Genomic DNA, 14,282 nt, shown 5'->3' with positions numbered 1-14,282 from the left:
CGATGCGCTGCTGTTCCGCGGCCGGCCCGCGGCCGAGGCTGGGGAGGCGTGAGGCCTGTGGTGCGGTCGCGGGGCGGTCGCGGGGCGGGGCGGTGGGACTGAAAGGGGAAGCCGACTCGATCCGGCCCCGACGCCGCAAGCGACGCGAGATCGAAGCACTCGCTAGTCTGAGACCTCGTCTCAGGCCCCGAAGCGGGCGGTGTCTCCAGCGTCGCCGTGAATGCAGTGGGAGCGAACGGTGGCTCGAAATCTCCGATTTTCGGCGCGCTACTGCACGCCGGAGAGCGAGGAGCACAGCGCGTGTCGCGTTCCCGCGAGGCACGAGCGGGAGCCCGTGAGTCGCGGCCCGGCAGCCCGCCACCGCAGGCAGCCCGGACCGTCTCACGACCGCCGATCGAACCGCCTGAGGCGTTCTCGGTGTTGCCGTCCAGACCGGCAGGATCCACGGCAAACCGAGATCAGAAGCGGTGGCCGGTGTCGCCAGTGGACGAACACGGGATTTCGACACTCTATCCAGACCGGTATTGTTCCATGTTACCTTGCCCCATTTAAGGCGGCTTGCCCTCCTAAAACCGATCAACGAATATTACCATTATTGTTCATTAACTTTATTACCAGCCGTCCGGTCCGTCCTGGTGTCGCACACATGAGCGCACCAGTATCCGCTTCCGGCGTACATCGCCACGGCGCACGACCGACCGACCGCACCGGCAGACGACCACCGCAACCACCCACGTATCCAGATGCCCCGAACTGACGACACCGACACGACGACCCGACCGACGAACCGCACACCGACTGACCGCACGACCGCGGAGCGGACCGCGGAGACGACTGCTTCTGGGCAGCGCCCCGACCGCGAGACGGACGCGCCGCTGGTCCCGATGTTGAACGGCCCGACGACGCGGCCCCAGCCCACGATGGAAACGCTCCAGCGCGAGCTGTCCGCCGTCAACCGCCGTCTGGACCGGATCGAGGAGTACCTGCAGGAGGAGACGAACTGATGCACCCCTCAGAGCTCGACGACGACGTCTTCACCCGCGACGTGGACAACCCGGCCGGCCGCGAGTTCCGCCGGCTGCTGGACGAACAGGACTACGTCTTCGCGCCCGGCATCTACCACGCGCTCGACGCCCGGCTCGCGGAGATGGCCGATCTCGACGCCGCGTACATGAGCGGCTACTCCACGGTGCTGGGGCAGTTCGGCTTCCCCGACCTGGAGATGGTCACCATGACCGAGATGGTCGAGAACGCCAAGCGCATGGTCGAGGCGACGAACCTCCCGGTGATCGCGGACTGTGACACCGGCTACGGCGGGATCCACAACGTCCGCCGCGCCGTCCGCGAGTACGAGAAGGCGGGGGTCGCGGCGGTCCACATCGAGGACCAGACCTCGCCGAAGCGGTGCGGCCACATCGCGGGCAAGCAGATCGTCTCCCGCGAGGAGGCCCGCTCGCGCTTCGAGGCCGCGGTCGACGCCAGACAGAGCGAGGACACGGTCGTCATCGCGCGCACGGACGCGTACGGCTCCGCGAACGGCGACTGGGAGGAGCACCTCGAACGCGGCCGGATCTACGCCGACGCCGGCGTCGACATGGTCTGGCCGGAGATGCCCGACCCCTCCCGCGAGGACGCGGTCCGATACGCCGAGGAGATCGGCGAGACGCACCCGGATCTGGACCTCGCGTTCAACTACTCCTCCTCGTTCGCGTGGAGCGAGGAGGAGGACCCGCTCACGTTCCAGGAGCTGGGCGACCTGGGCTACAGCTACATCTTCATCACGCTCTACGGGCTCCACTCGGGCGCCCACAGCGTCTACGAGGACCTCTCGAACATCGCGGAGAACGCCGAGGAGGCGCAGTTCGACCTCGAGGAGCGCTACCTCGGCCACGAGACGGAGAGCCACCACGAGCTCTCGTTCGTCCCGCACTACCAGGAGACCGAGGCCGAGTTCGACCCCGAGGCCCGGCGCAGACAGGAGGAGTCCGCCGGCTTCAGCGAGGAGGAGAGCGACCCGATCACCGCGGACGGCTCGGCGGGGAGTGACGACTGATGGCCGCCGAGACCGACCGAGGCACCGGGGACGACGCCGGGGCAAGCCCCGACTCCGAGTCCGTCACGCTCCGTCGGAGCCAGCTCGCGACGCCAGGGTCGGACCCGAAGATGATCGAGCGCGCGCCCGACTCCGGCGCCGACGAGGCGTTCCTCGACCTGGAGGACTCCGTCGCGCCCCGCGAGAAGGTCGACGCCCGCGAGAACGTCATCGAGGGCCTGATCGAGTACGACTGGTCCGACACCCGGCCCTGCTACCGGATGAACGGCGTCGACACGCGGTGGTTCTACGACGACGTGATCGAGGTCGTGGGGCGCGCCGGCGAGCACCTCGACACGATCATGGTGCCGATGGCGAACAACCCGGAGACGGTCGCGACCGTGGACAACCTGCTGACGCAGGTCGAACGGAACAACGACCTCCCGGTCGGCGGGATCGGCTTGCAGGCGCAGATCGAGTCCGCCGAGGCGATGACGAAAGTCGGGGCGATCGCCGGGGCGAGCGACCGGCTGGAGTCGCTCGTCTTCGGTCCCGGCGACTACACCGCAAGCGTCGGTGCGGCCGGGCTCACCATCGGCTCGGGGGGCGGCTACCCCGGCCACTACTGGCACTACCAGCTCGCGCGCATCGCCCACGCCGCGAAGGCGGAGGGACTGCAGGTGATCGACGGCCCCTACGCGGAGATCGAGGACGCCGAGGGGTTCCGCGACTCCTGCCGGTGGGCGAGCCAACTCGGCTGTGACGGCAAGTGGGCGATCCACCCCTCGCAGATCGAGCCCGCCAACGAGACGTTCGCGCCCGACCCCGCGGAGGCCGAGAAGGCCCGACGCATCGTCGAGGCGTACGCCGAGGCGAAGGAAGCGGGGAAGGGTGCGGTCTCGGTCGACGGAGAGATGGTCGACGAGGCGACCGACAAGATGGCGCGCGGCATCGTCGCCCGCGCCGAGCGCGCCGGCATCCTCTGAGCCGCCGCCGCCACCGCTTTTTCGTCGGACGCGGCGCTACCGCGTCAGAAAGGAGACCAGCCGGCAGTTGCTGAGTCGATGGCTCTCCAGCGGCCCGCTCGCGGGCGCGGAGTCGAAGCCGTCCGAGGCCGCTCGGAACACCACCTCGGGGTCGTCGTTCCACTGCCAGAGCCACCGCGTCCGGGCGAGGAGCCGGAACTTGCGCGCGGTCGACAGCGAGGGCGTCGTCGACAGCGTGTCGTAGTCCAGCGCGCGGATCAGCCGGTGGTGGTCCGCGTACAGCACCGCCGCCAGCAGCACGGCGAGCTGACAGTCCTCGGGCAGGTACCGGATTCCCGAGACCCCTTCCGCGTAGAGGCGCTCGGTCCGGTCCAGCAGGTCGCGCATCGCGGCCGCAACGCGGTCGTCGAACTCCAGGTCGAGAATCTGCTCGACCGAGGCGCCGTGGCGCTCCAGCGTCTCGACGGGAAGGTAGACCCGGTCGCGCTCGCGCACGTCCTCGCCCACGTCGCGAAGGAAGTTCGTCAGCTGGAACGCCTCGCCGAGCTTGGTCGCGTGCGGGAGCGCCTTCTCGGGCTTAGCGACGTCCATCACGGCGGTCATCATCCGGCCGACCGCCGCCGCGGAGCCGTCCATGTACGCCTCCAACTCCGCGTACGTCTCGTAGCGCGAGCGGTCGATGTCGGCCGCCATCGCGTCGATAAAGACGTCCACGTCCGAGGGGGCGATGCCGTGGTCCTCGCGGAGATCGGAGAAGGCCGCCAGCACGTCCTCCTGCGGACCGTCGCCGGCCGGCTCCTCGCCGAGCGCGACACGGCGGATGCGCTCCAACTCCGCGCGCTGCTCGTTGGGCGGCGCCGTGTCCGCGGCGTCGACCACCTCGTCGGCGACCCGGAAGAAGCCGTAGAGCACGTACGTCGGATGGCGGGTTCGCTCGGGAAGCAGCCGGGTGGCGACGTGGAACGTCTTGCCCGTGCGCTGCTGGATCCGCTTCCCGCGAGCGACCCGGTCGTCGGCTACCATCCTGTCCCCGCCGGACGAGTCTCGCGGGCGAGCGTGCGGAGGTTCATGTCGGTCGTTAGTACGGCACGTAGGGACATAATTGTTCGTCCGAGTGGGCGTTGGGATACCGGTCGGGAGCGCGGACCACCGCCGAACGACTCGGGAGTTCGAAACGTTCGCGGGTCAGTAGAAGGTGTCGCTGCAGTCGTAGACGACGCCGTGTTCCGGACAGACGTACTTGCAGTGGCGGTGCCGCATCGACGCGCCACAGACCGGGCAGGGACGGCCGCGCGGCGTCTCGACGGCGCAGGCGTCGGCCGCCGCATCGCCCGCCGCCGAATCGGATGCGGCCGCGCCATCCGCCGCCGAGTCGGCCGTTGAATCCGTCGGATCGCTCGCCATGCCCGACCGTTCGGGCCGCCGGCTCTTAACTCCCGGCGTGGCGACCACGTCCGGCGCCGATCCGGGATCCGTGCGGGTTCTTAACACGCTCCGTCTCTAACGTCGGTTATGGACCGACTCTCCGCGCCCGCGGAGTCGCTCGCCCGCCGTGCCGCGGTGCTCGCGCTCGCATTCGGCGCCTCCGGAGCGGCGGCCGTCGCGGGATCGTTCGTCGTCGCGGGCGACGGTCCGGCGTTTCTCGTGACGGCGGTCGCATCGACGCTTCTGTACCTGCTTCCGGACGCGCTGGTGACGTGGGGGATCCTGACGCTCGGCGAGTACGGGCGCCCCCTGCTCGCGGTCGCGGCCGCAGTCGGGACGGTGGCGCTGTTCGCGGCGCTCGTGGCCGGCGTCGTACGCCTCGCCGGACAGCTGAACCGGAGTCGAGCGGACGCCCTCTTCGGTGCGTTTCTCGTCCAGACCGTTGCCGCCTTCGCGCTCACGGTCCGTCCCCTCGCGGCGCTGGCCGCGGGGGCGGCGGGCGGCGTCACGCTCGCGGTCGCCGGGCGGGCGGTGACGGACCCGGACGCTCGTACGGTGCCCGACCGCCGCGCCGTCCTGCGGGCGGTCGGTGCGGCGGGAGCCGCAGCGGGGATCGGCTGGCTGGTCGCTCCGCGGGCCGCGGACCTGCCGGACGAGACGGTCGAGGACGAAGGGGTCCTCGCACTGCTGGAGGCCGCCGACGAGCGCTCGCTCGGCGTTCCGGGCATCGACCCGCTCGTCTCCGACGGTTTCTATCAGGTCGACATTAACACGTCGACGCCGGTCGTCGACCGGGAGGCGTGGGAGCTGACCGTCTCCGGCGGGCCGACCGAGTTCGCGGTCGACTACGACGACCTCACCGACCGCGAGGGAGAGCACCGGTTCGTCACTCTACGCTGCGTCAGCGACGAGCTGAACGGGCGGACGATGGACACCGCGCTGTGGACGGGGGTCCCGGTCGCGGACCTGCTGGCGGAGGCCGAGGCCCCCGCGGAGTGTTGCGTCCGGATCGAGGCCCACGATGGCTACTACCAGGGGTTCCCGCGGGCTGCGCTGGAGCGCGGCTTCCTCGCGTGGCGGATGAACGGCGAGCTGCTGCCCCGCGGGCACGGCCACCCCGTGCGACTCCTGATACCGGGCCACTGGGGCGAGATCAACGTCAAGTGGGTGACGGGGATCGAGGTCCGCGACGAGGAGGTCACCGGTTACTGGGAGGAGCGCGGCTGGCACGGCACCGGACCGGTCGAGACGGTCGCGAAGATCCACGCGGTCGAGCCGCGCGGGGACGGGACGGTCCTCGTCGGCGGGCACGCCTACGCGGGGACCCGCGGCGTCGACCGCGTCGAGGTGTCGACCGACGGCGGCGAGACGTGGACCGACGCGACGCTCTCGGACCGGCTCCCGGGGGCGGCCCCGGCGGACGGCGAGGCACGGGTCGAGGGGGTCGCGGCCGACGCGTGGCGGATGTGGCGTCACGAGTACGAGGCCGACGAGCCACACGAGGTCGTCGCGCGGGCGGTCGAGCCGGACGGCACCGTCCAGCCCGCCGAGGAGTCCGACGCGTTCCCCTCCGGAGCGACCGGCTGGGTGCGGCGAACCGTGGAGCCCTGAGGCGGCGAGTGACCCACGTCCCTGAGGCGGCCGAAGACCCCTACGAGCCTTGCCGGCTCACGGTTTGGCAAGGTTTACACCGACCCACACCGTCGCGCGAATCATGAGTGGTGTCCCCGAACGATCGGAGATCGACGCGGCGTACCAGTGGGATCTGGAGAGCATCTACGAGAGCGACGAGGCGTGGGAGGCGGCCTACGAGGCGGTCTCGGAGCGCGTCGAGGAGCTGCGGGCCTACGAGGGGCGCGTGACCGAGGACGCGGCGACGCTGCTGGAGTTCCTCGAGCTCCGCGAGGAGATCCTGCGCGAGGTCGCGCAGGTGACGACGTACGCCCGGCTCCGTAGCTCGGAGGACACCCGGAATCAGGAGTATCAGGCGATGTCCGCCAAGGGGTCGTCGCTGAGCTCCGAGGCGTCGAGCGCCACCTCCTTCGTCGAGCCGGAGCTCCAGTCGCTCTCCCGCGAGGAGGTCGAGGCGATGATCGACGCGGAGCCGGAACTGGAGACCTACGAGCACTACTTCGACGACGTGCTCCGGATGAAGCCGCACACGCGCTCCGCGGAGGTCGAGGAGGTGCTCGCGGACCTCTCGGAGGTGACCGACGCGCCCTCGGAGATCTACTCCATGCTGACGAACGCGGACCTCACGTACGGCGTCGTCGAGGACCCCGACGGCGAGGAGGTGGAGATCACGCAGGCGAACTTCACGAAGCTCCAGACGAAGCCGGACCGCGAGTTCCGGAAGCGCGTCCACGAGACGTTCTACGAGGAGTGGGCCGGCGTGCGCAACACGGTCGGCACCTCGCTTGAGAAGGCGGTCCGGAGCCACGTCACGAACGCGGAGATCCGCGGCTACGAGACCGCCCGTGAGGCCGCCCTCGACGGCACCAACGTCCCCACGGACGTGTACGACACCCTCGTCGACACCGTCGACGACAACCTCGACGCGCTCCACCGCCACGCGGAGCTGAAGGAGCGGGCGCTCGGCGTCGACGGGCTGGAGAGCCACGACCTCTACATGTCTCTCACCGGCGAGGAGGGGCCGGACGTGGAGTACGAGCAGGCCCGCGAGTGGATCGTCGAGGCGGTCGCACCCCTCGGCGAGGCGTACCAGGAGCGCATGCGCGAGGGCCTCGACAGCCGGTGGGTCGACGTCTTCGAGAACCGCGGCAAGCGCTCCGGCGCCTTCTCCTCGGGAACCTACGACACGCAGCCGTTCATCCTGATGAACTACCAGGACGACATCGCGTCGATGTTCACGCTCGCGCACGAGCTCGGCCACTCGATGCACTCCGAGCTGGCGGGCGACGCGCAGCCGTGGCACGACGCCAGCTACGACATCTTCGTCGCGGAGATCGCCTCCACCGTCAACGAGACGCTGCTGACCCAGCACCTGCTGGAGACCCTCGAGGACGACGAGCTCCGCACCCACGTCCTCGACGAGTACCTCGAACGCTTCCGCTCGACGCTGTTCCGCCAGACCATGTTCGCAGCGTTCGAACAGGAGATCCACGAGGTCGTCGAGAACGACGGCGCGCTCACGCCCGACGCCTTCGACGAGATCTACGGCGACCTGAAGGGGCGCTACTACGCCCCCGTCGAACTCACCGGCGGCATCGAGCGCGAGTGGGAGCGCATCCCCCACTTCTACTACAACTTCTACGTCTACCAGTACTCGACGGGCATCGCGGCCGCGGCGGCCATCGTCGACCGCATCCTGGATGAGGGTGACGAGGCGGCCGCGGACTACCGCGCGATGCTGAAGGCCGGCGGCTCCGACTACCCCCTCGAGGTCGTCCGCGAGTCCGGCATCGACATGGCCCAGCCCGAGCCGGTCGAGTCCGCGATCGGCGTCTACCGCGACTACCTCGACGAGATCGCGGGGCTGCTGGACCTGGAGTAGACGCTCGCGCGCACCGCCCTCCACGCACCGCCCCTCCGCGTATCGTTCCGGCGGTCGCTTCTGCGCGCCGTTCAGTGGCCGCTACTCTTCGCGGCGCTCCGAGAGGTGCTCCCAGATCTCCGTGCAACCGGCGCCCTCCGGGAGGTCGTCCAGATGATCGTCATCGCCAGCGTTCTCCTCGCGGGCGGCGTCCGCGTCGCCGGCGGCCCCGCCGTCGGTCGCGTACAGCTCCGGCGCCACGTCGGCGGAGGCGTGTTCGCGCACGTCGCGTCCCTCGTCGGTCATGCACCGTCCTACCGCCGGGATCCCTAAGAAGGCGGCCGGCGGCGACAAACTCGGACGCTGCTCGCCGATAGCGTCGAGAATTGTGCGTTTCCGTGACTGTCGGTCCGTCCGACACGCCGGCAACGGTTGCGACCGTCGCCGGGATGAGGCGTCCGCGGTGTGACGGGCGAGTATGGACACCTCCGTCCGCGTCTTCGACGACGGCGCGTGGATCTCGGTCGGCGGCGACCGCGCGGTCGGCGTCGCGGACGTCTGGCGGCTCGACGCCGCCTGCTGTGACTGTGACCGCTCCGACGTGCTCGTGGAGGCGTTTGAGAAGGCTCGCCGCGAAGACAGCGCCGTGGAAGCGCGGACCGTGGGACGGTGTCTGGACTGCGGTGCCTCCGGCCGCGTCGGGTGGGTGCGCGTGGGTCGCGTCGGTGCGGACGGGTTCGCCGTCGCGGAGCAGCCGGAACGTGTTGAGTGATGGCGATACTCGGCATCGCGCGGAGTTTTTGTCGGGTCCCCGTCCCGGAGTGGTGTTTTTGTGACTGCTGTCGATACTGCTGTGCTGGACAGCACCACCCGGAAAGCCCCATCCACCGCACCGCAGCAGCACCGCAGCACCGCAGCACCGCAGCACCGCAGCACCGCCACAGCACCGCGTTCGTCCGGACGCTTTTCACGGATCGGGCGCGACTCCCGCCGTGAGTGCAGCGTGCTCGCTCCGGGTGGGGGTTCTCGGACTGTCGATCCCCTACCCTGGTGTGCGATCTCGGTCCCGTATGGCGACGGCTAACAGGGCTGGATCTCGTCCCCCTCGACGCGACGCTCGTCGTCGGCGGTGACCTCGTAAACGGCTTCGCTCGCGCTGTCGGCCTCCGCGCTGGCCGTGGAGTACCAGTAGGGGTGCTGGAGCTCCACGCGGACGTGCTCGTCGGTATGGGCGACGACCGCCGCCTCCCTGCTCGCGGTCGTCGGGGTCGTTCCCCAGTTCTCCAGACAGTCGGCCGCGGACAGGCGGTCCTGCAGGTACGCCTCCTCCGCGGCGAGGGCGCGCTCGGTCGCCTCCTCGTCGCCGACGGGCGGGTTCGGAGTGGGGGTGGGAGTGGGCGTCTCCGTGCGCGTCGCTGTCGGCGATTCCGTCCCGTCGGAGGCGGGGGGCGCCCCGAGACAGCCCGCGGAACCGACCGCGACAGCGCCGACCGCCGCGAGGAGGCGACGCCGGGGGTGATCGGAGGGCATACGCGGCGGAAGCGCGGGACGTCATAAGTGCTTTCTCCGCTGAATGAGCAAAATTCTCCGCCATCTCGCGACGGTGATCCCCTCGCGTCCCGTCCGCGGTCGCGCGAATGGTTGACGCGGCGGTCCCCCCTTTTCCCCCGACGGGCACACCGAGGATCCATGCCGACCGACGTCGAGCGATGGAAGGAGGACGTGTACGGCGAGGAGATCCGCGAGCACATCGAGCGCTTCGCCAAGGCGGGGTTCGACTCGATCCCCGACGACGAGCGCGACGCGTGGTTCGAGCGCTTCAAGTGGTACGGCCTGTACCACCAGCGCTCCGGCCAGGAGTCGTACTTCATGATGCGGATCGGGCCGCCGGGCGGCGTGCTGAAGCCGGGGCAGTTCCGCGCGGTCGCGGAGATCGCTCGCGATTTCGCGACCGGTCCCGTCGAGAACCCCGAGTTCGGGAACGGCTACCTCGACGTGACCACCCGGCAGGCGATCCAGCTCCACTGGATCAACCTCGAGGACGTGCCCGAGATCTTCGACCGGCTCGAAGAGGCGGGTCTCTCCACGCAGCAGGCCTGTGGCGACTCCTGGCGCAACATCGTCGGCTGTCCGGTCGCGGGCAAGGACGAGGCGGAGTTCGTCGACGCCCGCGGGCTGGCGGACGACCTCCACGACCGGTTCAAGGGCGATGACGCGCACGCGAACCTCCCGCGCAAGTGGAAGGTGAGCGTGACCGGCTGTCACGAGGGCTGCGGCCAGGGCGACATCAACGACCTCGCGTTCGAGCCCGCGGAGGCGGAGCGCGACGGGGAGACCGTCCGCGGGTACAACGTCCGCGTCGGCGGGGGCCTGGCGCGCAACGAGCCCCGGATCGCGAAGGACCTCGACGTCTTCGTCACTCCCGAGGAGGCGGTCGACGTGGCGGGCGCGGTCAGCGCGCTGTTCCGCGACCGCGGCGACCGCGAGGACCGCTACAACGCCCGCGTGAAGTTCCTCGTCGACGAGTGGGGGATCGAGAAGTTCCGCCGCGTGCTCGTCGAGGAGTACGTCGACGGCGACCTCGCGCCCGCGGGGCGGGACCTCCGGGAGACCTACTCGTACAACGCGGGCGGGGCGGGGGCCGGCGACCGCGGGCGTGCGGAACCCGACCGCGGCCACGCCGACCACGTCGGCGTCCACGCGCAGGCGAACGGCGACAACTACGTCGGACTCAACGTGCTCGTCGGGCGCATCGGCGTCGACGACGCGCTCGCGCTCGCGGACGCCGCGGAGACGCACGGCTCCGGTGAGGTTCGGCTCACGCAGCGTCAGAACGTGATCCTCACCGACGTGCCCGACGACGCGGTCCCCGACCTGCGCGACGAGCCGGTGCTCGACCGCTACAGCCCGGACCCGCACCCCTTCCAGCGCGGTTCCATCGCGTGTACGGGGACGGAGTTCTGCTCGCTGTCCATCGTGGAGACGAAGAACCGACAGGTCCGGTTCGCGCGCTGGCTCCGCGCGAACGTCGACCTCCCCGACGACGTGGAGGACTTCCACGTCCACCTCTCCGGTTGCACCGCCTCCTGCGCGCAGCCGCAGATCGCGGACGTGGCGCTGCGGGGCATGAAGACCCGGAAGGACGGCGAGCCGGTGGAGGCGCTCGATATCGGACTCGGCGGCGGACTGGGGGAGGACCCCACGTTCGCGCGATGGGTCGTCCAGCGCGTCCCCGTCGATGAGGTCCCGGGCGCCATCGCGAGCCTGATCGAGGCGTACGCGGAGCGTCGCGAGGGCACGGAGTCGTTCCGCGAGTTCGTCGCCGCCCGCGACGACGAGGCGCTCGCCGACCTGATCGAACCCGCGGAGACCTCCTACGAGGACCCGTTCATGCACAACACCAAACGGACCTGGTACCCCTACGCGGAGGAGGACGCGCTCGAGGACAGCCCCGCGCCGACCGCGCCGGACGACACGCCGCTCCGGAGCGACGACTGATGCCCGGCCGGATCTCTCGCGTCACCGGACACACGACGCTCGACCTGGTCGAGGGCGAGGCGGTCGGCGCGGACTGGTCCGCCGAGGCGCTCGGCGTCCTCGATGCGACCGCGGCCCGCCGAGAGCCGGACCACGTCGAGTTGCGCGTCGAACTCGACGGGACCGACCTCGCCGGCGTCGAGGGTCTTCACCCACACGCGGACGTGCTCCGGCTGACGCCCGAGCAGGCCCGGGCGGTCGCCGAGGACCTGCGGAGCCACGCCGACCGCGTGGCGGCGGCGTCCCGGGACCCGACCACGGGCGACGTGAACGCGGACTGAGGCCGGCGACCGAGCCGCGCAGCCTTAGTTCCCGAACAGGATCGCGGCGTTCAGCACGGTCGCGAAGCAGACCCACGCGAGGTAGGGGACCAGCAGGGCGGCGGCGCGGCGGTCGACGCGCGCGAACGCCGCGACCGTGGCGCCGACGAGTCCGATCAGGAGGACCAGCACCGCGAGCCCGAGGTCGACGCGCTGGAGTCCCCAGAACACCGGGGACCAGGCGACGTTGACGGCAAGCTGGACCGCGAACAGTCCGAGCGCGAGGCGGGCGGTGGGGTCGGTCGGGAGGAGTCCGCCCTTCTTCTGGCCCCCCATTCCGACCGCGGCCGCGTCCCGCGCCCGGCCCTCGCGGTAGACGAGGTAGGCGGCGATCCCGATCAGCGCGTACAGGATCGGCCAGACGACGCCGAAAGCCCAGTTCGGCGGGTAGAACGCGGGGAGCTCGAGCGCGCGGAACCAGGCAGCGTCGGGCGTCGTGAAGGGAACGCCGAGCGCGCCGAGGAGGTTGCAGGCGACCGCGGCGCCGGCGGCGGCGACGGTGTCGCGGCGGGTCCAGTGGGGAGTCATGCCATGAATACGGCGGCGAGCCTCATAACGATCCCTCCGGGTTCCACAACGCACTTACGCCGGTCACGCGGAGTGTGAGGCATGTACGCAGTCGTCGGCGGCGGGATCGCCGGCCTCGCGGCCGCCTACCGGCTTCAGGAACGCGGCCACGAGGTGCAGGTGTTCGAGGCGTCCGACGAGGTGGGCGGGCTCGCGGCGCTCCACGAGACCGCCGGACAGCCGATCGAGAAGTTCTATCACCACCTATCGAAGTCAGAGGAGACCATCGTCAAGCTGGCCGAGGAGCTGGGGGTCGGCGACCGGATCGAGTGGCGGATCGGCGAGAACGCCTACTACGTCGACGGCGTGGTCCACCCGCTGGACAAGCCGTGGGAGATCCTCGCGTACCCGCACATGAGCCTCTACGACAAGTTCCGGCTGGCGCTCCTGACGCAGGAGGTCGACGTGCGCGGCGGGATCCCGTCGTTCGGCACCTACGAGGACCTGACCGACTTCGAGGACGTGCCGGTCGACGAGTTCCTGATCGAGCACACGACTCGCGGCGTCTACGACCACTTCTTCGAGCCCCTGCTCGACGCCAAGTTCGGCGACAGAAAGGGGGACGTCTCCGCGGCGTGGCTGCTCGGGCGGATCAAGTTCCGCGGCGAGCGCGACCTCCTGCGCGGCGAGGTGCTCGGCTACCTCGACGGCTCCTTCGGCGTCCTGCTCGACGCGCTCGTCGACGCGGTCGGCCGCGAGAACGTCACCACGGGCGCCCGCGTGACGAACGTCGGCTTCGCGGACCCGCGGGTCGCGGGGGCCGGGAGCGCGGCGGTGGCGGACGAGGGCGCGGTCGCGGGCGAGGGCGCGGACACGGACGCGACTGCCTCCGACGAGGACCTCCGCGGCCCGGTCGAGACCGTCACGGTCGAGACGGGCGAGAGCGAGGAGGTCAGGGAGGTCGACGGCGTCGTCGTCGCGGCGATGCCGAACGTCCTCGAAGCGCTCACCGGCTACGCGTGCGACATCGACTTCCAGGGTGCGGTCTGTGCGACGGTGACCCTCGAGGAGCCCTTGACGGACACCTACTGGCTCAACGTCGCGGACGAGGCGCCGTTCGGCGCGCTGATCGAGCACACGAACTTCGTCCCGCCGGAGCGGTACGGCGGCGACCACCTGCTGTACGTCGCGAGCTACGTGCAGTCGCGCGAGGAGGCGAACTGGCAGGACGACGACGAGGCGCTCCGGGAGCGCTGGCTCGACGGCATCGCGGACCTGTTCCCCGCGTTCGACCCCGATGAGGACGTGCGGGAGTTCCGCGTCGCGCGGAACCCGCGGGCGGCGCCCGTCTACGAACGCGGCTACCTGGAGAAGGTGATCCCCTACGACCTCGCGGACGCGGTCGCGCCCGGCGTCTACTACGCGGGGATGGCGAGCCGGGCGCAGTACCCCGAACGCTCGCTCAACGGCGGTATCCTCGCGGGGTTCGAGGCGGCCGACCGCGTCGCGGAGCGAGCGGCAGGTGCGCCGACCGACTCGACCGTCGAAGCCGACGCGGGGGAGTAGATGTACCTCTCGCACGCCGTCCGGAGCATCAGGCGCGACCCGAAACCGGACGAGGAAGTCGGCCTCGTGGTGGAGGTCGACCCGAACGCGGTCGAGACCGGCGCGGCCGGGGATACCGCGACCGATTCGGACGGCGACGCGGCCGCGCCGGCACCGCTCCGAGAGGCCGTCGCCGCGGCTGACGGCGCGGTCGTCCGCGACCTCGGGTTCGACGCCTGGCTCGTCCGCGTCCCGGAGACGGGGATCGACGCACTCTGCGAGGTCGACGCCGCCGTCCGGATCGAGACCGACGCGACGATCCGCCTGGATCCGGAGCGCCCCGTGGAGTCCGAGGACGGCGACCCCCCGTAGTCGGCTGTCGTGGCGGGGGTCACGCCGTCGCGCTCAAAAGCGATCGGAGGAACGCTGTGCGGTTC

The 14,282-nt window shown here is 70.5% G+C and carries 15 protein-coding genes; 10 read left to right on the top strand and 5 right to left on the bottom strand.

The genetic code is table 11. The annotated features are described in order from the left end of the window. Positions 1-743: 743 nt before the first annotated feature. Genes AN233_RS07530 through AN233_RS07520 form a run of 3 tightly spaced genes read left to right on the top strand, consistent with a single transcriptional unit; the run spans position 744 to position 3,018 of the window. The gene (locus tag AN233_RS07530; protein ID WP_058366184.1) at positions 744-1,004 is read left to right on the top strand and encodes a hypothetical protein; all 261 of its coding nucleotides are present in this window, start codon (positions 744-746) and stop codon (positions 1,002-1,004) included. Further along, the gene (gene aceA / locus AN233_RS07525) at positions 1,004-2,053 is read left to right on the top strand and encodes an isocitrate lyase (RefSeq protein WP_058366183.1); all 1,050 of its coding nucleotides are present in this window, start codon (positions 1,004-1,006) and stop codon (positions 2,051-2,053) included. Before AN233_RS07530 ends, aceA begins: the two co-directional genes overlap by 1 nt. Continuing rightward, positions 2,053-3,018, top strand: coding sequence for an HpcH/HpaI aldolase/citrate lyase family protein (locus AN233_RS07520; protein WP_080508403.1), 966 nt, complete (start codon positions 2,053-2,055; stop codon positions 3,016-3,018). The genes aceA and AN233_RS07520 overlap by 1 nt, the downstream gene beginning before the upstream one ends. Positions 3,019-3,054: 36 nt before the next feature. Here AN233_RS07520 and AN233_RS07515 read toward each other — a convergent pair whose 3' ends face one another. Together AN233_RS07515 and AN233_RS18385 are read right to left on the bottom strand one after the other, a co-directional pair. Continuing rightward, positions 3,055-4,041, bottom strand: coding sequence for a phytoene/squalene synthase family protein (locus tag AN233_RS07515; protein WP_058366182.1), 987 nt, complete (start codon positions 4,039-4,041; stop codon positions 3,055-3,057). Positions 4,042-4,203: 162 nt separating this feature from the next. Beyond that, positions 4,204-4,422: an HVO_2523 family zinc finger protein gene (locus AN233_RS18385; RefSeq protein ID WP_058366181.1), complete on the bottom strand. Its 219-nt coding sequence runs from the start codon at positions 4,420-4,422 to the stop codon at positions 4,204-4,206. A 108-nt stretch (positions 4,423-4,530) separates the two neighbouring features. Here AN233_RS18385 and AN233_RS07505 point away from each other — a divergent pair, with 108 nt between their 5' ends. Together AN233_RS07505 and pepF are read left to right on the top strand one after the other, a co-directional pair. Next, positions 4,531-6,054: a molybdopterin-dependent oxidoreductase gene (locus AN233_RS07505; protein ID WP_058366180.1), complete on the top strand. Its 1,524-nt coding sequence runs from the start codon at positions 4,531-4,533 to the stop codon at positions 6,052-6,054. 103 nt (positions 6,055-6,157) lie between these two features. Further along, complete coding sequence (gene pepF, locus AN233_RS07500; RefSeq protein WP_058366179.1) at positions 6,158-7,957, top strand: oligoendopeptidase F; 1,800 nt, start codon at positions 6,158-6,160, stop codon at positions 7,955-7,957. A gap of 81 nt (positions 7,958-8,038) precedes the next feature. On the opposite strand, the gene AN233_RS07495 is transcribed toward pepF, so the two are convergent. Continuing rightward, positions 8,039-8,242 carry a hypothetical protein gene (locus AN233_RS07495; RefSeq protein WP_058366178.1) on the bottom strand — a complete coding sequence of 68 codons (204 nt, stop codon included), beginning with the start codon at positions 8,240-8,242 and terminating at the stop codon, positions 8,039-8,041. Between the two features lie 172 nt (positions 8,243-8,414). On the opposite strand from AN233_RS07495, the gene AN233_RS07490 reads away from it, so the two are divergent. Continuing rightward, positions 8,415-8,708, top strand: coding sequence for a hypothetical protein (locus tag AN233_RS07490; RefSeq protein WP_058366177.1), 294 nt, complete (start codon positions 8,415-8,417; stop codon positions 8,706-8,708). 308 nt (positions 8,709-9,016) lie between these two features. On the opposite strand, the gene AN233_RS07485 is transcribed toward AN233_RS07490, so the two are convergent. Beyond that, positions 9,017-9,466, bottom strand: a complete 450-nt coding sequence (locus AN233_RS07485) for a hypothetical protein (RefSeq protein WP_058366176.1) — start codon at positions 9,464-9,466, stop codon at positions 9,017-9,019. A 159-nt stretch (positions 9,467-9,625) separates the two neighbouring features. Here AN233_RS07485 and AN233_RS07480 point away from each other — a divergent pair, with 159 nt between their 5' ends. Next, positions 9,626-11,434: a nitrite/sulfite reductase gene (locus tag AN233_RS07480; RefSeq protein ID WP_058366175.1), complete on the top strand. Its 1,809-nt coding sequence runs from the start codon at positions 9,626-9,628 to the stop codon at positions 11,432-11,434. After that, positions 11,434-11,754 (top strand): DUF6360 family protein, encoded by a 321-nt coding sequence (locus AN233_RS07475; protein WP_058366174.1) that lies wholly within the window; start codon positions 11,434-11,436, stop codon positions 11,752-11,754. Before AN233_RS07480 ends, AN233_RS07475 begins: the two co-directional genes overlap by 1 nt. 24 nt (positions 11,755-11,778) lie before the next feature. Here AN233_RS07475 and AN233_RS07470 read toward each other — a convergent pair whose 3' ends face one another. Continuing rightward, complete coding sequence (locus AN233_RS07470) at positions 11,779-12,321, bottom strand: TspO/MBR family protein (RefSeq protein ID WP_058366173.1); 543 nt, start codon at positions 12,319-12,321, stop codon at positions 11,779-11,781. Between the two features lie 81 nt (positions 12,322-12,402). Between AN233_RS07470 and AN233_RS07465 the strand changes: the two genes are divergently transcribed. Both AN233_RS07465 and AN233_RS07460 read left to right on the top strand, forming a co-directional pair. After that, complete coding sequence (locus AN233_RS07465; RefSeq protein ID WP_058366172.1) at positions 12,403-13,866, top strand: NAD(P)/FAD-dependent oxidoreductase; 1,464 nt, start codon at positions 12,403-12,405, stop codon at positions 13,864-13,866. Next, on the top strand, positions 13,867-14,217 hold the full coding sequence (locus AN233_RS07460; RefSeq protein ID WP_058366171.1) for a hypothetical protein: 351 nt from the start codon (positions 13,867-13,869) through the stop codon (positions 14,215-14,217). Positions 14,218-14,282: the final 65 nt, after the last annotated feature.

The organism is Haloparvum sedimenti (assembly GCF_001462205.1).
Taxonomy (GTDB): Archaea; Halobacteriota; Halobacteria; order Halobacteriales; family Haloferacaceae; genus Haloparvum; species Haloparvum sedimenti.
The sequence above is the reverse complement of the archived record's forward strand: the minus strand, read 5'-3'. Positions and strand labels throughout refer to the sequence as shown.